This window comes from Microcoleus sp. PH2017_12_PCY_D_A (genome assembly GCF_020738565.1).
GTDB lineage: Bacteria > Cyanobacteriota > Cyanobacteriia > Cyanobacteriales > Microcoleaceae > Microcoleus.
Genome location: NZ_JAEQCI010000081.1, coordinates 1 through 19025 on the forward strand (window position 1 = coordinate 1; position 19025 = coordinate 19025).

Here is a 19025-nt window from a genome sequence, read left to right on the forward strand (position 1 = left end):
TTGCTGCTGCAATTCATTGGCCCAATGTTCTTTTTCGCCGAATTGATGCTGCAAAGACTCCAACTCGCTCGATTTGGAGGCTAATTGCTGCTGCAATTCGTTGGCCCAATGTTCTTTTTCGCCGAATTGATGCTGCAAAGACTCCAACTCGCTCGATTTGGAGCTTAATTGCTGCTGCAATTCGTTGGCCCAATGTTCTTTTTCGCCGAATTGATGCTGCAAAGATTCCAACTCGCTCGATTTGGAGCTTAATTGCTGCTGCAATTCGTTGGCCCAATGTTCTTTTTCGCCGAATTGATGCTGCAAAGATTCGTAACTTGACTTCGATACAGTTTCCTGCAATTGGCTTTCGAGATTTTGCTTGTCAGCTAATTGCTGCTGTAATTGGGCGATCGCACTTTCGCCTTCGCTCAACTGCTGCTGCAAAGATTCGTAACTTGACTTCGATACAGTTTCCTGCAACTGGCTTTCGAGATTTTGCTTGTCGGCTAATTGCTGCTGTAATTGGGCGATCGAACTTTCGCGTTCGCTCAACTGCTGCTGTAACGATTCGTAACTTGACTTCGATACAGTTTCCTGCAATTGAGCTTCGAGATTTTGCTTGTCAGCTAATTGCTGCTGCAAAGAAGCGATCGCACTTTCGCGTTCGCTCAACTGCTGCTGTAAAGATTCGTAACTTGCTTCCAGGGGATTTGACTGTACGCTTACCGAGTCCAATAGGGTTTCTGCCGTTATAGCGTCATTAATGTCGCTTTCTTCGGCTGTTTCCCCTTCCAACTCAGCGGTATCGACCGCAGTTTCTTCACCTTTTTTCCAAGTGACACTAACTTGACTCTTGTCTTTAGAAATATCCAGAGCGCCTTTTGCCAAGCGTTCTAGGAGTTCCGACCTTGATATTCCCAGCTTTCGAGCGATCGCGTTCAATCGATCGGCACTAGAAGGAGTCAGCGAAAGTCCGACTTTGACTTTGCTTTCTGGATTTGAACTAACTACATTGCGATTTTTTTTGACCATTGGCATTTTCCTCATGCCAACCTACACTTATTAGTATAGTGGCTGAAGCTTCTATTAAAATCAATTTTGTTACTTACCAATTGTGCCAGCTTCTGTTCCCAATCTAACAAAAAGCTGTGAATATACTCGCTTAGTCGATTCCTCGCCGCAGAACCGCTTCAACATTCCCCGACCCGGTTTTTTTTTCGGCACAATACGGCAGATAGCGCAGTTGAGCTTGTAAAATACTATCTAACTTTGCCCTATCTGTCACGGCTTCGGCCCGATCGACCTTCTCCACATCAGCAGCCAGATAGTCCACAGCAACGCCGGCTTGGAAAAAATGCGGCGCTTCCTCGGTCAAATCGCCAGCCCAAGGGAGGTGCGGTTGATGAACTTGCAAAAATTGTGCGATCGACCGAGTATACTTAGCCCGGTAGTCAGCCCCGCCGCCCAACAGAGGCTGCACATCCAGAACAATCAAATGGCCGCCGGGGATCGTTCTAAAATTATCGCATTAATCGATCGGCAGTGCGATCGTAAATTGGGCCCCCTCACCCAGCACAGAAGAGCAAGTCAAACTACCGCCGTGTATTTCTTCCACTATCTGGCGACTGATCGACAAACCCAAACCCGTCCCTTCACCGACTAATTTCGTAGTGAACAAATGGTCAAAAATGTGCGCTTTTACTTCTTCAGAAATCCCCTTACCGTTATCTTGGATTTTGACCGCAACGCTTTGTCTGTCTTTAGTTAATTCTGTAGTAATAATAATCCTATTAGGAGCAGCTTCAATTTCCGCAAAACTGCGTCCGCAATTGCACTCATTCACAGCATCTATCGCATTGGAAAGCACATTCATAAACACCTGATTTAGTTGTCCCAAATAGCATTTTACCGGGGGAATCTCTCCATATGTTTTGATAACTTGAATTTCGGGACGAGTATCTTGAGCTTTCAGGCGGTGCTGCAAAATCATCAGCGTGCTGTCAATCCCGTCGCAGATGTTAGCCGAGACTTTCACCGCCGTATCGGCGCGGGAGAAGGTGCGGAGAGAAGTGCTGATGTTTCGCAGGCGATCGCATCCCATCTCCATAGATGATAACATCTTTGCTGTATCTTGCAACACGTATTCTAAATCAATGTCTGCGGCGTGAAATTCAATATTTTTCCCAGGATTTGGACATTCTTGCTGATAAAGCCGCAAGTGGTCAACAATGTCTTTCAGTGCCAAATTCAACTCCTTGATATTGCCATAAATAAAACCGACTGGATTGTTAATTTCGTGAGCGACACCAGCGACTAAATTGCCCAAAGCAGACATTTTTTCGCTCTGGATCAACTGAAGTTGCGATTGCTTGACTTGTGTCAAAGCAGCAGTTAGTTCCGCCGTGCGATCGGCTACCCGCTGTTCTAGTTCTTTATTCTGATTTCGCAGTTTAATGTGAGTGTTGACGCGCGCCAAAACCTCCGTTTCTTCAAAAGGTTTAGTGATATAATCAACCGCACCTAGCTGAAATCCTTTAATCTTATCTGCTGTATCCGACAAAGCCGTCATAAAAATTACAGGAATGTCCTTGGTAGCGGCGGAAGCTTTGAGGCGGCGGCAGGTTTCAAACCCGCTAATTCCCGGCATCATGACATCGAGTAAAATTAAACTCGGCAGCGTATACTGAACTTGCTTGAGAGCTCGATCGCCGTCAATGGCGATCGCAACTTCATAACCAGCATCCGTCAACGCCTCGGAGATCACATCCAGATTGGCGGGCGTATCGTCTACCACTAAAATCAACTCAGCTTCTGACATAAATATTTTCCCCTGTTAGTTTATATACTTCAACTTCAGACTGAAAGCACCTGTATCTCTCGCTTGTAGCCGAGTAAAGAACCCTCCAACCCCCCTTAATAAGGGGAGTAGGGGTTGGCTTTGAATGCTCTTGTCCCCCCCCTTAATAAGGGGGGCTTTGAATGCTCTTGTCCCCCCCTTATTAAGGGGGGCTTTGAATGCTCTTGTCCCCCCCTTATTAAGGGGGGCTAGGGGGGATCTCTACGCAAGTCCTGATACTGTTCGAGCAAGTCTTCGATTTTATCAGATTGAAAGCTCTTTGCCAATTGCAGAATAGGCTGCATAAATTGAGTATAACTCTTGTCGAGTTGTTCGATGCGCTTAGCTTCCTCAGTAAGTTTTTTCAAGCGCCCCTGCTGCGCTAACTTCAGCAACAAAGCTAAATCTTCCGGTGCAGGAATTGTCATTTCTGAAGTTACCAGAGGTAAATTAGATATAGGTTTCGGTGCTAATTGTTCCCCAGCAGATTCAGTTGAGGCTGCATCCAGATATTGCCATTTGATTTCTAAATGCTTTTCCAATATTGAAAATAATTCCTCAAGCTGCACCGGCTTAGGCAGAAAATCATCGCCGCCAGCATCCAAACTTTTTTGCCTGTCCATCTCATAAACAGATGCTGATGAGACAATAGTACGCAGGTTTTTCAAGGATTCAGAACTCCGCAACAGTCGCATCATTTCAAAACCGTCCATCAGAGGCATCGACAAATCAGCGATGATTAAATCCGGTGTTATTTTAGCTGCTTTAGCTAAGCCATCCTCGCCATTTTCAGCTTCGACTACTGCAAAACCAATTTGTTCCAAGAGGCTAACAATCACTGAACGGTTCTGCCAGTTGTCATCGACGACGAGAATTGTTTTCTGAGTTCCATGATAGCCCACAATCTGCTTCCCTGTAGCGGCGGCGGCTGCATTTACCCAGTCAGCAGCTAAGGGCAAATCGACGGTAAAAGCGAAGGTGCTGCCGCTGCCAAAATGACTTTCAACTTCTATTTTACTGTTCATTAGATTAACAATTTTGGTGCTAATTGCCAGCCCTAGTCCGGTGCCTTCTGTTTTGCGGTTGGTATCTCCTACTTGTTCAAAAGGTGTAAAGATTTTTGACAGCGAATCCGGAGTCATGCCGACGCCTGTATCTTCTATTTGGAAGCGAATCAATCGATTTTGGATTTTGGATTTTGGATTTTGGATTGCAGATTCCGCTGGTGGGGAAAACTCGGATTTTATTACCTCTACTTTGAAAGTGACGCTGCCTTTGTCGGTAAATTTTACGGCATTTCCCAGTAAATTAATTAACACCTGACGCAAGCGCTTTTCATCCGCTTCTATGCCTTCGGGAAGTTCAGCATCTGGGAGATAAATCAAATCAATTTGTTTTTGTTCGGTGCGGATGCTAACAATCTCAACAATGCTTTGCAAAAAAGAGGGGAAATGAAAAGCTTTCGGATGTAAATCTAATTTACCAGCTTCGATTTTTGAAAGGTCTAGAATGTCATTAATCAGCGTCAAAAGATGGGAGCCGCACTGGTGAATAATGCTGACGCCATTGCGCTCTTTTTCTCCCCAAGATTGGGAACGGTTCATGATTTGAGCGTAGCCCAAAATGCCGTTGAGGGGAGTGCGGAGTTCGTGGCTCATATTGGCGAGAAAGTCGCTTTTGGATTGGTTGGCATTGTCAGCAGCTTCTTTAGCTTCTTGCAGTTGGGCGGTGCGTTCTTCTACTCGCTCTTCTAACTCGTTATTCAGTTTTTTAAGCTGGGCTGCTGCTTGTTTATTTTCGTTAATTACGGCAGATAAAACAAAGGTGGTAACGGCGACAACCCCGATAAAAGATTGCAGCAACAAAAGCGATTCATTGACAGAAGACCTGACAAAAGATCCCAAACCGCGGGATGTTCCAAAAACTGCGATCGCCGAAACAATCACCACCAGCAAAGTCGATTGCCGCGATGTGAATCGAAAGGCAGACCAAATCAGCAGCGGAATCATCATGTACTCGACGGGATACAGTTGCCAAAAAGCGATTTTGCTGATGATAACCAGCAACACCAGCAAAAGTCCAAATTCTGCAATTTGTGGCGATCGAAGTCTTTCCGACTGCTTGGGTTCCCGAGCCCAGGCGAGAATTGCTGGTGTCACAATCAGCGTACCAGCAATAATTGAAGTAAACCAACTCCGCCAAACTTCTGCGTAACTTGTCCAAGGACTAATGCCCTCTAGAGACAGTGCGGTAACGGCGAGAGTGCTGCTGATAATAGGAGTGGGTATTTGCAGTACAATAAATCTGAAAACATCCTGGGATCGTTCTAGTAAATTGCCGTGTTTAATAAAGCGTTTGATCAGTAAACTTGCTACCCAATGATCGGCATTGTTGCAAACAGAAATGAAACAGCTTGTCAGAAAGTTATCCGGGTAAAAAAGTATTAATTCAGTGAGGAAATCGCCGAGCAAAAGAGCCGGTAAAATTCTAGTACCTAGCAGTAAAAAAGCAGCCAAAAACAGACCTGCTGAGGGCCAAATTGCTGCTGAGCCATTTTGTAAGGATAGCAATAGGGAGATCTTGGCAATAATAAAGTGAAGAGTAGGAATTATTAATGATGCTATCAGGATCTTTTTGTTCGGCATAAATAAAAAGTGCTTATTAGCTGTGTTTATTTGTTTTAGCTGTCCTAGTAATTTTTGCATTAAAGTTAAAATTTAAACAATATTCAATTAAGCTACTCCAGATTTAGGTTGGTTTGCAGTGATGCCGATCGCACTTCTGGTAAAATTCAAATATGCAATCTCCCACTAATTAGCGACTAGCCATTTGTCTATGACTCTCCAATTAAGCGAAAAAGCCAAAGAATTAATCCCGAAAGCCCGAATTGTCAGTTTGGCCACCTGGGAAAATTCGCATTCTCCCGCAGAAATCCAACTCATTCAGGCTGCTGACGACGCAGGCAGCTATCTCGCCGATGAAGATTTGCAACAACTTCATTCATCGGAACCAACATCGGTTAATACTGCCAAGTTCCTGCGCGACAGTGCGGCGGATATCGTATCCGAAGCCCGGGAACAAGTTTTAGCCACATATCCGAATATTTCCGAGCCCGGAGGCGAGCTTTATCCCCCAGCCAGGGCGGAGGCTTGTTGGCGAGATTTCTGGCATTTTCTCCGCTGCATTACCTATGGAATTGCTGGAAATACGGCAGAATTTACCAGCGAGGAAGGGCTGCACAATATGAATTTGCTCTATCAAGAATTGGGGGTTCCTTTGCCGGCAATGGTGCTGGGCTTGGAAGGGATTAAGGCTGCTAGTTTGAAACGGTGCGATTCGGCCGATGCAGCAAAATTAGCTCCTTATTTCGACCATTTGATTGAGAAACTGAGTCAATTTAGTTAGTAGGGTGCGCAATGCGCACGGCCGTGCGCAATGCGCACCCTACAATTTATCGGAGATAAACCGCAATTGGCAACCCTAATTTTCCCGCGCGTAAAACCCTAAATGATTGGAAATTGGACGCTGCTGCATAGGAACTTTATTCTGAATCGGAGCATTCAACAGTTTTGCTCCTGACGGCGATGCGACGGCCAAAGTTACCGATCCGCCGCCGTCTAAATTCAGCACTGTATCGGCTCCTAACTGCATCGAAATCTCTGTTATTTCGCTTAACTTCAGCCCTTCACTGTACATCCTTTGCTTGCCGTCTGCTACAATCAACCACAATTTTTCGCCTGTTTTATCGATCGCCACAACTGTTCGCGGATAAGGTTTATCATCCTTGCTTTTTTCCTGACTTTGTGCTAGGGCTTTGCCATTTTTCACCAGCACGGTATCTCCCGCAACTGCATGGGCTGTTCCCGGAGGACAAACACCGTTTTCGATTATTTGAGCGCGGTTGTTGGTGTCAAAACACAGGGCGGGAAAGTGTGATTGTGGTTGAGAGTAAGCTTGGCCTTTAGAAATGGCGTGTCCGACGTTATTTACTCGATCGCCGCTGCGGGGATAATAATCCCAAGGTGCTTCTTCGATGCAGGGATAAAAGAAGTTGGCGTTGACTGCTAATTGCAATTTAAATTCTTTGAGGAATTCAGTAGCGGTGCGGGCGTGGGTTTCTGTTAAATCGGGTGTGGCGGTTCCGGGTGTGACAAAAATTCCAATTCCTGGCGCTTTGAGGTCGATGCTAACAGTGTGAATGACGGCGGGACGAGGATTTGAGCGAAATTCCCTGCGGTAGGCGATTCCTTGAAATAGCGATCGCACTTCCTTTGTTTGTGGTGGACGCGAAAAGTATGGAATGTTGTAGATTAGTATTGGTGCGAGCAAGATTCCGCAACCGAGAATGTGGGGAATTTGTTTGATTTTGAGCGGATTGGTTAGTTTCATTTTGTGATGGAGATTTGTTTTGAACGAACCGCGAAGACGCTAAGGACGCGAAGGAAGAGAAGAGAAGTATGAATTATTCTGATGCTAATAATTTTAGCAATCAAGTTTTGTGTAATCGATCGTTCCGGGGACAAGTTCTGAATGGTGCGGATTTCGGCGGTGCGGATGTTCGCGGCTGCAATTTTAGTAATGCTCAGTTGGAAGGGGCGAATTTTATTGGTGCTAAAATGGGGCTTTCGGGGCGACAGATTGGTGTTTTGAGTGGCGTGGCGATCGCGATTTGTTTAATTGTGGGTGATGTTGTAACTCGGCTTATTTTGGGAACCCAAGGACAAATACCGGAGTCTCGCAGTTGGCCTTTTGTGCTGTTGCTGTACGGGGTTTTGAGTGTTGCTGGTATGGCTGGGGCGATCGCCCGCACACACCCACCAAGGTCAAAATTGGGTAGATTTGCGGGAACAATTTCTGCTATTCTATCGGGGGCTTTGTTGGGATTTTTCTATGCTGGGACTGCAACTAATAATAATTCTCAGGCTGCTCTTGTTGGAATGGCGATCGGCGGTGTGTTAATGTTTTTTGTGAATTCTCGGATTCGCCGTCAATTTGCTAAAGTTGCGATCGCAGCCGCTGGAAGTGTGGCGACTTACGGAGGAGCTTTTTTGTTTTCTGCAACTGCTAGCGCTTTTGCGAGCACTCAGAAACTGTTTTTGGGTACGTGTTTCGGCTTGCTGTCGCTGCTGTATCTTTGGTTTGCGTTTGTCTCTTTTTCTGCTATTGTTCGAGAGATTGCGAATGCTGAGGGTACTTCGTTTAGAGGGGCAAATCTCACCGGTGCTAAGTTCGATCGCACTGACATCTTGCACGATTTTTAGCAACGCTGCTCAAAGCCAGTTCCACAAGTTCCTGACTTTCTGGTGAAGTGGGCTTCTAGCCTGCACCTAACATACTCAAATAGCCCGTAATTTACACTCAAAAACATAAAAGCATCGCCCCTGACTTTTCTCAAAAAAACTCAGGGGCGATCGAATTAAAGTATTTATCTCATACAAGATATTGTTTGCAAGCTGTTGTTTTTGCCTAAACAGCTTGTGTAACGGAGAGGGAGGGATTCGAACCCTCGTTAAGTTGCCCTAAACACACTTTCCAGGCGTGCGCCTTCAACCGCTCGGCCACCTCTCCAGGGCTAAATTAATTCATTCAGCCACAGCTAAACTATCTTAGCAGAACAAATCTGATTTGGGAAGGGGGTAACGGCATAAATTTGTTGTTTAATATGGGTAGGGTGTCAAACGAGCGGGCAGAACTCTGCGCCCTGTGTCGCAAACCCATTCATATCAAGGATTTTGCCCCCAAGCCCAATTCTTCAATTCTTCAATTCTTCAATTCTTCAATCTAAAATCCCTATGACTCGCTCTTACACAATTAAAATTCATAACAGACAAACGGGCGATCGGCACACAGTGCGAGTACCCGAAGACCGTTACATCCTGCAAAGCGCCGAAAATCAAGGCGTAGAATTGCCCTTTTCCTGCCGCAACGGGGCTTGTACAGCCTGTGCGGTGCGCGTCAAGTCGGGACAACTGCACCAGCCTGAAGCAATGGGACTTTCTGTGGAACTGCAAAAAGAGGGTTATGCTTTGCTGTGCGTCTGCTATCCCCGTTCTAACGTCGAGGTAGAGACGCAAGACGAAGATGAAGTTTACGAATTGCAATTCGGCCGCTATTTCGGTAAGGGTAAAGTGAAAGTCGGTTTGCCGTTGGATGAAGAATGATGTCAAATCCGGTAAGCTGTTGCGCCTTTGAATTGCTGGTGGGTGGCGATGCTCAAAGCCCACCCCACAAAAGAGTTTAATTGATTTTTGATACACAATTTAAATGCAAAATAGCTTCCCAATTCCCAATTCCCAATTCCCCATTCCCAAGTCCCCATTCCCCATTCCCCATTCCCCATTCCCCATTCCCAATGCTGCTTTATCGGTTATTTGCGATCGCCCTTTGCGTGTTGTTAGCTAGCTGCCAAAAACCCGAAATGCCCCAAGGTACGATAGCCAAAGTAGAAAGGGCTATCAGCGGTCAAACAATCGAAGTTATCAGTACAGCCGACAAAATCGCCTTATTAGAACAAATCAGGCTGATTGGGATTGATGCACCCGATTTAAAACAGCAGCCTTGGGGAGAAGCAGCGAAACAAAGATTAGAACAGCTAATTGGGGGGAAAGAGGTATTGTTAGAATCAGACATCGAACCCAAAGACCAGTTCGATCGCAAACTAGCGTATTTGTGGCAAGATAAAATTTTGCTCAACGAACTGCTAGTCAAAGAAGGTTATGTTTTGGCCTCCGTGCGATCGCGCAATACCAAATATCGACAGCGGCTCGCTAACGCTCAAGAATGGGCGAGACTGATGGGTAAAGGCCTGTGGAATCCAGAACGAGCTTTGCGCCAAACTCCCGCAGAATTCCGACAGCAAAATCAGAAATAGTCATTAGTCATTAGTCAGTAGTCATTAGTCATTAGTCATTAGTCATTAGTCATTGGGGATTATTGTTCCCAATGCTATCTTCCTTCTTATCTCTTTCTTCGTGTCCTTCGCGTCTTCGCGGTTCGTTATTACTTCTTACTTCTTACTTCTTCCTTCTTCCTTCTTACTTCTTACTTCTTCCCAATGACAGACAATCAACTGCAAAACTACTTAGAAATAGCCACCGAAGCAGCCCTCGCCGCTGGTTCTGTCCTGCAATCTTTCTGCGGTAAATTAGAAAATATTCAAGAAAAAGGTCGCTCGGGCGATTTAGTCACAGAAGCTGACAAAGCCTCTGAAGCTGTCATCTTAGAAATTCTCGGCCGCCACGTACCGGAACACGCTATCCTCGCTGAAGAATCGGGCAAATTAGGGGATGCAACTAGCAAATACCTGTGGGCGATCGACCCTTTGGACGGTACAACTAATTACGCTCACCAATATCCTTTTTACGCTGTGTCGATCGGACTTTTAATCGACGGCATACCACAAATTGGCGTAATTTACGATCCTTTTCATAACGAATTGTTTCGGGCGGGTAAAGGATTGGGCGCAACCTGCAACCGGAGGGCGATCGCAGTTTCCCAAAGTTTAGAATTGAGAACCAGCTTGCTAGTCACGGGCTTTGCATACGATCGGCGCGAAACAGCAGACAATAACTATGCGGAATTCTGTCACCTCACCCACCTCACCCAAGGCGTGCGGCGCAGCGGTTCCGCTGCCCTAGACCTCGCACATACAGCCTGCGGGCGATTGGACGGATACTGGGAACGGGGACTCTCTCCTTGGGACGTAGCAGCCGGTGTACTCATCGTGTCCGAAGCCGGAGGTCAAGTTACAGCCTATGACGGCGGTGCCTTTGAGATGAGCTCGGGTCGGGTTTTGGCGACAAACGGCAAAATACACGCCGAACTCAGCGGCGCGCTGCTAGCAGTTGGGCCCTTATCTTCCTGGAGGTAGCGCTTCGACAGCAAGGGCTCAGGGATAGTACGGGGGTCACAACCCCTTAAGTCAGGCTACATTAAAGAATAGTCAAAAGTCAGGAAAGCGAGAGTAAAAGTTATGTCTTTTGAAATGACAAAAGGGCTGTTCAAGTACGACTTTACGGATCAGCACGCAATTTTGGGAATTCCCTTAGACGCAGAGTTTAACGACATCCGCAAGCGCTACATGAAAATCGCCCGCCGCTTGCATTCGGATACTTGCTCTTTTGAAGACTCAGCCGATAAAGAGTGGGCAAACCAATTTTTGTCAAAAGTGGTCAATCCGGCTTACAACAAATTCTCTAAGGAAAGCGATCGCAAAGAATACAACCTGCTATTAACAGCCATCGCTAAGCGCGTCGCTAAAGAACAAGCAAAAATGCAAGTCGAAAGCGCAGCAGCCAAAGAGTTAGCTACCGCTAAAGATTTGGAAGAAGCTTATAAAACAGCAGTTGGCAAACTGGCTCTCAAGCAGTACGAATCGGTTCAGGAAACGCAAGATGCGATCGATCAAATTAGCGAACTTAACATGGTTTACCTGCTGCGAAAAGAGCGGCTTGGCGGTGTGGTTGGCACCGGTGTGCGCCCAAAAGAACCCATCGGCTGTGAGGTTGGAACTACGCCCGCAACAGCCGCAAACCAAACTACCACAGTAACAAAAGCCGCACCAACCACAGCAACAAAACCATCAACCCCAGCCACCGCAACTCCACCGCCACCGCCCAAAGACAAACCAAAAGACGACTCGCTGGCCGATCGATCTTGCGTCCGAGCTCAAGGATTCATGGACAGCAAAAATTACGCCAAAGCAACTTTGGAGTTAAAAGAAGCCCTGAAGCGCGATCCGAAACACAGCAAAGCCCACGCTTTGTTAGCAATGTGTTACCTTCAACAAAATCAAGCCACAATGGCAAAACTTGAGGTGCAAAAAGCTTTGGCATCAAATCCTCAAGAAGCGACGGCTTTGGAGGTTAAGAAAAAGCTGGAACAAGCTTCCGCAAAGGATAAAAAAAGTGACGAGAAACCGGGATTTTTTGCAAGTTTGTTTGGCGGGAAGAAGAAATGAGAAGTTGTCTGTTTTAAGTCTTGAAGAGTTTAAAAGTGGTGAATTGCACAGATGTGGAGTGAGAACCAGCAAAACAATCAAGACTTGGCGATATTAAATTCGGTAACATCGGAATTATACCGCGCCGTGCGATCGTGCCGAAGAGCTCTTCGGCACGATCGCACGGCAGGGGGAAAATTATTATTCCGATGCCAAGGTCAACGATATGATATGATGTCCGGTAAATTAACCGCAATCAAGGTGTTCGATCGTTCGGAATGCAAGTCCTCTGATTTGGAAGCGGACTGAAGTCCTCACTACAAACCTGCAAGTCCTCTGATTTGGAAGCGGACTGAAGTCCTCACTACAAACCTGATTTGGAAGCGGACTGAAGTCCTCACTACAAACCTGATTTGGAAGCGGACTGAAGTCCTCAAGTCCTCACTACAAACCTGATAATGGTTTTTTTACCTGACAGAATATGACGGCTTAATTTGTAAAAGTCGAATATTAAGGTTGCCTCGTTTGGCTTTAACAACGTCCGCTAAAGCTAAGCTTCTAAGGTCAATCTAAAATCTAAAGTCTAAACTCTAAAATTGATATGGTTCACCAACCCCCATCGGGTGCAAGAGATTTATTGCCCCTTGACGTTGCTCAAAAAATTGCGATCGAACGGCGCTTGCAGCAGGTTTTTCACCGCTGGGGCTATCACCGGATTATTACTTCTACTCTAGAGAGGCTGGAGACTTTGATGGCTGGGGGCGCGATCGACCGATCGACCTTAATTCAACTCCAAGATGCCGAGGATGGAGAACTCGGCTTGCGGCCGGAATTGACAGCATCCATCGCCCGGGCGGCTGCGATGCGGATGTCCGGGACAAGCTGGCAGCCCCAACGCCTCTACTACAACGCGAACGTCTTCCGCAAAGGCTCGGATACGGGTTCAGGCGGGCAACAGGAGTTCTATCAAGCGGGGGTAGAACTGCTGGGCGCGGGGGGAAGCGTTGCGGATGCAGAAGTGCTGCTGCTGCTGTCTGAGTGCTTGCAAAACTTAGAAATTGATGACTGGCATTTGGTGCTGGGAGAAGCGGGCTTGACTGCAACTTTGCTGGAACCGTTTGGGCCAAACGTGCGGCAAAAAGTGCGATCGGCGATCGCAAATCTCGATCGCATAGCCTTGGAAACTTTGCCGCTGTCGGACGAATTGCGAGAAAGAGCTCTGCTGTTGTTTGACTTGCGCGGCCGCCCAGAAGATGTATTGGAGATTGTGGCGAAGCTGGATTTAGATGTGACGCAGCAAGCCGCATTAAATGAACTCAAAAGTGCGATCGAACTGCTGGAAAAATGCCAAGCAAAAATCCCCAATTTGAAATCTCACATCCACCTCGATTTGAGTTTAATTCAAACCTTTGACTATTACACAGGAATAGTGTTTGAAGTTGTCAGCAGCAGCAAGAGCGGACAGCGAGTTTTAGGACAAGGCGGACGGTACGACCAACTGTTGGGACTGTTCGACCCGCAAGGGCAAAATTCCCCCGGCATCGGCTTTTGTCTGAACATTGAAGATTTGCACCAAGTTTTGCTAACAGAGGGTCAATTGCCCGCAGAGACAGCAGCCAGCGAATGGTTGGTAGTGCCTCAAACACCGGAAGCGGCAGCAGCGGCCTTTGATTATGCCCGCAAAATCCGAGAGTCTACTCACCTAGTGCGGGTGGAGATAGATTTAGAGATTAGGGAGACAGAGGAGGCTGCTAGAGACTACGCGCGCGATCGTAGAATTGGTCAAATTGCTTGGGTAAATGCCGAAGGCGTCCCAACAATTGAAACAGTAAACTAAGATTTGTTTGAAACCTAATTCATAAGCTCGTGTCCAACAAATTACCAGCAATAAAAACGGTTCGTAGTCAGGACTTCAGTCCGCAAAAAACCAAAAGAATAAAATTCTAACAAGGTTCGTAGTGAGGACTTCAGTCCGCATAAAATCCGAGGACTAAAGTCCTCACTACGAACCAATTGTATTGTTATAGTTAGAAAGACATGATATAATGTCCAATCCAAAATCTAAAATCTAAAATCTAAAATAGAAACATGGCGCACACTATCGTTACAAATATCTGCGAAGGAGTTGCTGATTGCGTCGGCGCTTGTCCAGTTGCTTGCATTCACCCCGGCCCCGGGAAAAACGTCAAAGGTACCGATTGGTATTGGATTGATTTTGATACCTGCATAGACTGCGGTATTTGTTTGCAGGTGTGTCCAGTCGAAAATGCGATCGTCGCAGATGAACGGCCAGAATTGCAGCAAACTCCTGCTTGATTGCATTAATTAAATTCATCTGTAAGGTGCGCAATGCGCACCCTACATTTTTTGAACCGCAGAGGACGCAGAGGACGCAGAGAAGAAGGGTGAGAAATAGCGGAGAAATCTAACGTTTACAAATCTAAGTGCAGGTAATTAAATATGCTACTTTTAGATCCAAAAACCCTCGAACCAGCCACCGAACAGCGCATTATTTTATATGATGTGACTTGGGGACAATACGTGCAACTTTCCGATATGTTTGCCGACGAATTTCCCAGGATGACTTACTTAGAAGGAACGTTAGAAATTATAATGACGACTTCGCCCGAACACGAAAGACTCAAAAAGATTATTGCCCGATTAGTCGAAACCTATGCAGTTGAAAGGCTAATTAATCTCAACGGTTACGGAAGTGCTACATTTCGCCGCGAAGTTGTAAGACGGGGTGCGGAACCAGACGAGTGTTACTGTATGGGTTTACTGGCAGAAGTGCCGGATATTGTGATAGAAATTGCTCTAACTAGCGGCGGTGTTGACAAACTGGAGGTTTATCGCGGTTTGCAGGTTCCTGAAGTCTGGTTTTGGGCGAATGACCAATTTTCTCTTTACCACTTGCGAGAGTCGGGTTACAAGTTAATTTCCAGTAGTGAATTTTTGCCGGAGTTAGACTTTTCTGTGTTGAGTCAATATGTCGGATATGATAACCAGACTCAAGCTGTGATTGCTTATAGAACTGTTTTACAAACAGCTAGAGAAATCCCCAATCAATTATAAAATATTCCCTTCCCTTCTCCTCTCTTCCTTCGCGTTCTTAGCGCCTTCGCGGTTCGTTTAAAAAAAGCCTATAAAAAAATGCAAAATATTGCACTTACCCCCGAACAAATATTATCCATCCGCAGCCACGGCGAAAGCGCTTATCCCGAAGAATGCTGCGGCTTGTTATTAGGTACAATCACTGACGATATTAAAACTTTAGTAGAAGTTTTGCCGGCTGATAATGCTTGGAGTGCCGAAGCCCAGGAGAATTGGCCCGAACAAACAGGCTTGACAGAAAGACGCAGATATGCTATTAAGCCAGAAGATATGTTGCGGGCGATGAAACACGGGCGCGATCGCAATTTAGAGATCGTCGGCATCTACCATTCTCACCCGGATTGTGCCGCAGTGCCCTCGGAGTGCGATCGCAAAATGGCTTGGGCCCAATACTCTTACATCATAGTATCCGTGCGGCAAGGCACTTCAGAAGACCTCCGCAGTTGGAGTCTTGACGCAGAGGGCAACTTTCAAGCAGAGGAAATTCTCGCGATCGAACCGACTCAGATTAAGAAATAATTAGTAAAAATAACAAACAGGTAAAAATGCGAAAGATTCAGATAGGATATAATTCAAAATCGGGACTATAGAGAATATCATGCTAAATCCTAATCTGGACGAGATCCAGCTCAACAAACAAGAATACGAACGCTACTCTCGCCACCTGATCCTGCCAGAAGTTGGATTGGAAGGGCAGAAGCGTCTCAAAGCAGCCAGCGTGCTCTGCGTCGGTACGGGAGGACTCGGTTCGCCGCTGCTGCTGTATTTAGCCGCCGCTGGTGTTGGCCGCATTGGGATTGTAGACTTTGATGTTGTAGACCATTCTAATTTGCAGCGCCAAGTAATTCACGGCACTTCTTGGGTTGGAAAGCCGAAGATTGAGTCGGCTAAAAATCGGATTTTAGAAATCAATCCTTTTTGTCAAGTTGATTTGTACGAGACTAACGTTTGTTCCGAAAATGCGATCGACATTGCGACTCCCTACGATATCATCATCGACGGTACCGACAACTTTCCGACTCGCTATTTAATGAACGACGTTTCAGTGCTTTTAAACAAGCCCAACGTCTACGGTTCCATCTTCCGATTTGAAGGACAAGCAACAGTTTTCAACTACGAAGGCGGCCCGAATTACCGCGATTTGTACCCCGAACCCCCGCCTCCAGGGATGGTTCCTTCCTGTGCTGAAGGCGGCGTTTTAGGCGTTTTGCCTGGAGTAATTGGCTGCATTCAAGCAACGGAAGCTATCAAAATTATCTTAGGTCAAGGCACAACTTTGAGCGGCAGATTGTTGCTGTACAACGCCCTAGACATGACATTCCGCCAGTTGAAATTGCGGCCGAATCCAGTACGACCGGTAATTGAAAAGTTAATCGATTACGAACAATTCTGCGGCATTCCTCAAGCTAAAGCCGAGGAAGCCCAACAACAGAAACTTCCTGAGATGACTGTCACGGAACTTAAAAAGTTAATTGACAGCGGCGCCAAGGATTTTGTATTGTTAGATGTTCGCAATCCTAACGAATATCAAATTGCTCAAATTCCTGGGTCAGTTTTGGTTCCTTTACCGGATATCGAACAAGGCGCAGGTGTTGCGAAGGTCAAGGAATTGTTGAACGGGCACCGCTTGATTGCACATTGCAAAATGGGCGGCCGTTCTGCGAAGGCTTTGGGGATTTTGAAGGAAGCGGGAATTGAGGGAATTAATGTTAAGGGCGGGATTACTGCTTGGAGTCAAGAAGTAGATTCGTCCGTTCCTCAATATTAAGATATCCCGGCGATTGAAATCGCGGCGATACGGCCCCGGCGATTGAAATCGCGGCGATACAGACAAAACCCACCTCCGCGGGTTGAAGATATCCCGGCGATTGAAATCGCGGCGATACGGACAAAACCCACCTCCGCGGGTTGAAGATATCCCGGCGATTGAAATCGCGGCGATACAGACAAAACCCACCTCCGCGGGTTGAAGATATCCCGGCGATTGAAATCGCAGCGACACGGACAAAACCCACCTCCGTGGGTTGAAGAAAACCGGACATCTCACTCAAATTATGTCATTTTCTTCAGTCCGCGGAGGCGGACATCGTTTGTGTCGCCGCGGTTTCAACCGCCGTCTCATCTTCGCTTAATTTTACCCAGTAGATTCTTAGAATTGGCCCCCAACATAACCAAAGACCAAACCACAACCCCCGCGCCGATACTAATCAACAATACCAACGCAAAAGAATTAATTCCCACCTTCAGGAAAGGCAAAGCAACCACCTGATTCGGCGGGTCTTGTTTAATCAAATAAGGAGAACTGCCAGCAACTACCCCGGCGACTCCCAAACCAAAGCCCACAGCTTGAATCGTGACTTCTAATTTCGCATCCCGATAAGCTTCCTCAATGGCGACAACTCCTCGAATTGCTTCCATTGCTTTGTCTAGCAAGCCGGTGCCGTGGGTGAAGTAGCCTAAGTCGGCTTTGATTTGTGCTTGAAACTGCGGCGAGGTTTCTTTGCTGAATAATTCGAGAAAGCTTAAATCATAGTCAGTTTCATTGTATTTCTTCCGGGATTTTAAGTCAAGACTTATCTGATATAATTTATCTTGGTAGTTTTTGGCGTTAATTGCGATCGTATTTTGGCGAAATTCCAAATCCATCAGCAACCGGGCATACTTCACAGCGCGCGGCGGCATATCGATTGTCTGACGTTCCAGACGTTCTAATTCCTCTTCCTTTAAACCCGCACCTTTCAATTGTCGCTGCTGGGCTTCGTCTTGCCGCAAATACTTAAAAGTATTGTCAATATCGAGTTCAATTTGTTTGTATTCCTCGCGAGTCACAAAGTAAAGTTTGCGGCTATCGCGATAAGCGCGAATAATCTTATTTCGGTACAAAAACAAATCCATAAAATCACTGTACCGCGTCTCATCCCAGATTTCATCAGTTGCAGAACTGTTGAAAAACCAGACTATAATGTTGTACTCAGTATCTTGGCGACTGGGATTGCCGTATTCTAAAATTGGGCTGCCGAACAACTCGCCTTGACGGTAAAAAGTCGGCTGATTTTCACCGGAAATAAACTTTTCTAGACACTGTTGGGCTAATTTTTTCAGAAACTGCGAATCTTCCCGCGCCGCCTGATTTTGTTCTATACTCAGCCAAGCTGTAAGCAGCAGAGTTTGCCCGAAATAGCTTTGCACAAAATCCGGCAGCAAGCAGTTATCGGGATTAAATTCTTTGAAGATGCTAACATCGACAGCGGGCGTTTTAATGTTGTTAACTTTTTCGGGCACGCGAATTTGTAAACCCAAAGCGTAGCTGTCATCAATCCGCAGCGGTTGGGCGAAACCTTTGAGATTAATTTGTTGGTTTTCGTTGGAAATGTTCTTATCAAAGGGTAGAGAATTGCGGTTGCCAACAACTTGTTTATTAATCAGGTCAACTCGCCATCCGAGAGGTTCGTCTTTCTTGGATAAATAGCTGCCGCTGAATGCCTTACCGACTGCTAATTTAGCTTGCAAAATCTCATCGCACTTCTGCCACAAACGGGCTAATTCCACAGGGGAATTTGACTCTGATTCTAGGGCGTTGCAGAGGTGAAAGGCAAACAAATAGACGTTGGGGGCATAAATTTTGCTACTTGGAGTCATTGCTGGTATCTGATTGATTATTTACTGCGATTTGTTGAAGCTTTTGGTAGCTATCTTCAATGCTGGTACGCAGAGTTTGAGTGATATTGGTTAGTGGCGGTGTTGTACTTGGGGTGGGTTCGCCCGCGTCGTCGATTTCTTTCCGCAGACAATCTCTTAATGCGTCTCCCAATCCATTCTTGCCACACCACTTGCTGATAGTGAAAGCAATGGGAAACAATTCCTCATCTGCGGATTCTGCTATTTCTTCCTCTAATTGGGGTAATTTTTTCCAGGCTGTCGGCATGAAGATACTCGGATTTTCGTGCAGCCATTTGAGAAAGATAGCGATCACTTTTTCAGGTTCCATTGTAATTACTCCCGCGATTAAAAAATATAAATTTGTAGGGGCGGGTTTCACCGACAATAATTGCCTGAAATCGACAATCTCTCAAACCCGCCCCCACCCAACGAAAAATCATCACCTACATTTTAACATTCGATGCAAATTTCAGGTTGATGTGGGTTATTGGTGGG

The 19025-nt window shown here is 46.2% G+C and carries 20 protein-coding genes and 1 tRNA gene; 12 read left to right on the forward strand and 9 right to left on the reverse strand.

Annotated elements, in window-relative coordinates:
* From JGK39_RS22420 to JGK39_RS22435, 4 genes are all read right to left on the reverse strand, one after another.
* A partial coding sequence (locus tag JGK39_RS22420) for a ribbon-helix-helix protein, CopG family (RefSeq protein ID WP_293257833.1) occupies positions 1–1014 on the reverse strand: 1014 nt, incomplete at its 3' end.
* A 130-nt stretch (positions 1015–1144) separates the two neighbouring features.
* Entirely contained in the window at positions 1145–1477 is a 333-nt protein-coding gene (locus tag JGK39_RS22425) for a hypothetical protein (RefSeq protein WP_293257836.1), read from the reverse strand.
* A gap of 33 nt (positions 1478–1510) precedes the next feature.
* On the reverse strand, positions 1511–2800 hold the full coding sequence (locus tag JGK39_RS22430; RefSeq protein ID WP_293257839.1) for a response regulator: 1290 nt from the start codon (positions 2798–2800) through the stop codon (positions 1511–1513).
* A gap of 227 nt (positions 2801–3027) precedes the next feature.
* On the reverse strand, positions 3028–5523 hold the full coding sequence (locus JGK39_RS22435; protein ID WP_366049060.1) for an MASE1 domain-containing protein: 2496 nt from the start codon (positions 5521–5523) through the stop codon (positions 3028–3030).
* A gap of 130 nt (positions 5524–5653) precedes the next feature.
* On the opposite strand from JGK39_RS22435, the gene JGK39_RS22440 reads away from it, so the two are divergent.
* A complete protein-coding gene (locus tag JGK39_RS22440; protein WP_293257845.1) occupies positions 5654–6223 on the forward strand; it encodes a phycobilisome protein in 570 nt (189 codons plus the stop codon).
* A 75-nt stretch (positions 6224–6298) separates the two neighbouring features.
* On the opposite strand, the gene JGK39_RS22445 is transcribed toward JGK39_RS22440, so the two are convergent.
* The gene (locus JGK39_RS22445) at positions 6299–7207 is read right to left on the reverse strand and encodes a phosphodiester glycosidase family protein (protein ID WP_293257848.1); all 909 of its coding nucleotides are present in this window, start codon (positions 7205–7207) and stop codon (positions 6299–6301) included.
* 68 nt (positions 7208–7275) lie between these two features.
* On the opposite strand from JGK39_RS22445, the gene JGK39_RS22450 reads away from it, so the two are divergent.
* Positions 7276–8079 carry a pentapeptide repeat-containing protein gene (locus JGK39_RS22450; RefSeq protein ID WP_293257851.1) on the forward strand — a complete coding sequence of 268 codons (804 nt, stop codon included), beginning with the start codon at positions 7276–7278 and terminating at the stop codon, positions 8077–8079.
* A gap of 222 nt (positions 8080–8301) precedes the next feature.
* On the opposite strand, the gene JGK39_RS22455 is transcribed toward JGK39_RS22450, so the two are convergent.
* Positions 8302–8386: transfer RNA gene (locus tag JGK39_RS22455), tRNA-Ser, on the reverse strand.
* Between the two features lie 224 nt (positions 8387–8610).
* On the opposite strand from JGK39_RS22455, the gene JGK39_RS22460 reads away from it, so the two are divergent.
* A complete protein-coding gene (locus JGK39_RS22460; protein ID WP_293257854.1) occupies positions 8611–8979 on the forward strand; it encodes a 2Fe-2S iron-sulfur cluster-binding protein in 369 nt (122 codons plus the stop codon).
* A 2-nt stretch (positions 8980–8981) separates the two neighbouring features.
* Here the strand turns inward: JGK39_RS22460 and JGK39_RS22465 are convergent, their stop codons facing one another.
* Entirely contained in the window at positions 8982–9158 is a 177-nt protein-coding gene (locus JGK39_RS22465; RefSeq protein WP_293257857.1) for a hypothetical protein, read from the reverse strand.
* A gap of 15 nt (positions 9159–9173) precedes the next feature.
* Between JGK39_RS22465 and JGK39_RS22470 the strand changes: the two genes are divergently transcribed.
* The 9 genes from JGK39_RS22470 to moeB all read left to right on the forward strand — a co-directional run bounded on the left by JGK39_RS22470 (position 9174) and on the right by moeB (position 16638).
* Positions 9174–9689: a thermonuclease family protein gene (locus JGK39_RS22470; RefSeq protein WP_293257980.1), complete on the forward strand. Its 516-nt coding sequence runs from the start codon at positions 9174–9176 to the stop codon at positions 9687–9689.
* Between the two features lie 183 nt (positions 9690–9872).
* A complete protein-coding gene (locus tag JGK39_RS22475) occupies positions 9873–10688 on the forward strand; it encodes an inositol monophosphatase family protein (protein WP_293257860.1) in 816 nt (271 codons plus the stop codon).
* A 102-nt stretch (positions 10689–10790) separates the two neighbouring features.
* On the forward strand, positions 10791–11777 hold the full coding sequence (locus JGK39_RS22480) for a tetratricopeptide repeat protein (protein ID WP_293257863.1): 987 nt from the start codon (positions 10791–10793) through the stop codon (positions 11775–11777).
* A gap of 51 nt (positions 11778–11828) precedes the next feature.
* Positions 11829–12065, forward strand: a complete 237-nt coding sequence (locus tag JGK39_RS22485; protein ID WP_293257866.1) for a hypothetical protein — start codon at positions 11829–11831, stop codon at positions 12063–12065.
* A 292-nt stretch (positions 12066–12357) separates the two neighbouring features.
* Entirely contained in the window at positions 12358–13593 is a 1236-nt protein-coding gene (locus JGK39_RS22490; protein ID WP_293257869.1) for an ATP phosphoribosyltransferase regulatory subunit, read from the forward strand.
* Between the two features lie 251 nt (positions 13594–13844).
* Positions 13845–14072, forward strand: a complete 228-nt coding sequence (locus tag JGK39_RS22495) for a ferredoxin family protein (RefSeq protein WP_293257872.1) — start codon at positions 13845–13847, stop codon at positions 14070–14072.
* A 144-nt stretch (positions 14073–14216) separates the two neighbouring features.
* Complete coding sequence (locus JGK39_RS22500) at positions 14217–14831, forward strand: Uma2 family endonuclease (RefSeq protein ID WP_293257875.1); 615 nt, start codon at positions 14217–14219, stop codon at positions 14829–14831.
* Between the two features lie 78 nt (positions 14832–14909).
* Entirely contained in the window at positions 14910–15389 is a 480-nt protein-coding gene (locus JGK39_RS22505; RefSeq protein ID WP_293257877.1) for a M67 family metallopeptidase, read from the forward strand.
* A gap of 79 nt (positions 15390–15468) precedes the next feature.
* On the forward strand, positions 15469–16638 hold the full coding sequence (gene moeB, locus JGK39_RS22510; protein WP_293257879.1) for a molybdopterin-synthase adenylyltransferase MoeB: 1170 nt from the start codon (positions 15469–15471) through the stop codon (positions 16636–16638).
* A gap of 350 nt (positions 16639–16988) precedes the next feature.
* Here moeB and JGK39_RS22515 read toward each other — a convergent pair whose 3' ends face one another.
* On the reverse strand, positions 16989–18509 hold the full coding sequence (locus tag JGK39_RS22515; RefSeq protein ID WP_293257881.1) for a hypothetical protein: 1521 nt from the start codon (positions 18507–18509) through the stop codon (positions 16989–16991).
* Complete coding sequence (locus JGK39_RS22520) at positions 18496–18858, reverse strand: hypothetical protein (protein WP_293257883.1); 363 nt, start codon at positions 18856–18858, stop codon at positions 18496–18498. The genes JGK39_RS22515 and JGK39_RS22520 overlap by 14 nt, the downstream gene beginning before the upstream one ends.
* Positions 18859–19025: the final 167 nt, after the last annotated feature.

Bases quoted from the DNA above. Each gene is read 5' to 3' on its own strand.
- JGK39_RS22430 (WP_293257839.1), bottom strand. From the start codon at position 2,800: ATGTCAGAAGCTGAGTTGATTTTAGTGGTAGACGATACGCCCGCCAAT.
- JGK39_RS22435 (WP_366049060.1), bottom strand. From the start codon at position 5,523: ATGCAAAAATTACTAGGACAGCTAAAACAAATAAACACAGCTAATAAG.
- JGK39_RS22440 (WP_293257845.1), top strand. From the start codon at position 5,654: ATGACTCTCCAATTAAGCGAAAAAGCCAAAGAATTAATCCCGAAAGCC.
- JGK39_RS22445 (WP_293257848.1), bottom strand. From the start codon at position 7,207: ATGAAACTAACCAATCCGCTCAAAATCAAACAAATTCCCCACATTCTC.
- JGK39_RS22450 (WP_293257851.1), top strand. From the start codon at position 7,276: ATGAATTATTCTGATGCTAATAATTTTAGCAATCAAGTTTTGTGTAAT.
- JGK39_RS22460 (WP_293257854.1), top strand. From the start codon at position 8,611: ATGACTCGCTCTTACACAATTAAAATTCATAACAGACAAACGGGCGAT.
- JGK39_RS22465 (WP_293257857.1), bottom strand. From the start codon at position 9,158: ATGGGGAATGGGGAATGGGGAATGGGGACTTGGGAATGGGGAATTGGG.
- JGK39_RS22475 (WP_293257860.1), top strand. From the start codon at position 9,873: ATGACAGACAATCAACTGCAAAACTACTTAGAAATAGCCACCGAAGCA.
- JGK39_RS22480 (WP_293257863.1), top strand. From the start codon at position 10,791: ATGTCTTTTGAAATGACAAAAGGGCTGTTCAAGTACGACTTTACGGAT.
- JGK39_RS22485 (WP_293257866.1), top strand. From the start codon at position 11,829: ATGTGGAGTGAGAACCAGCAAAACAATCAAGACTTGGCGATATTAAAT.
- JGK39_RS22490 (WP_293257869.1), top strand. From the start codon at position 12,358: ATGGTTCACCAACCCCCATCGGGTGCAAGAGATTTATTGCCCCTTGAC.
- JGK39_RS22495 (WP_293257872.1), top strand. From the start codon at position 13,845: ATGGCGCACACTATCGTTACAAATATCTGCGAAGGAGTTGCTGATTGC.
- JGK39_RS22500 (WP_293257875.1), top strand. From the start codon at position 14,217: ATGCTACTTTTAGATCCAAAAACCCTCGAACCAGCCACCGAACAGCGC.
- JGK39_RS22505 (WP_293257877.1), top strand. From the start codon at position 14,910: ATGCAAAATATTGCACTTACCCCCGAACAAATATTATCCATCCGCAGC.
- moeB (WP_293257879.1), top strand. From the start codon at position 15,469: ATGCTAAATCCTAATCTGGACGAGATCCAGCTCAACAAACAAGAATAC.
- JGK39_RS22515 (WP_293257881.1), bottom strand. From the start codon at position 18,509: ATGACTCCAAGTAGCAAAATTTATGCCCCCAACGTCTATTTGTTTGCC.
- JGK39_RS22520 (WP_293257883.1), bottom strand. From the start codon at position 18,858: ATGGAACCTGAAAAAGTGATCGCTATCTTTCTCAAATGGCTGCACGAA.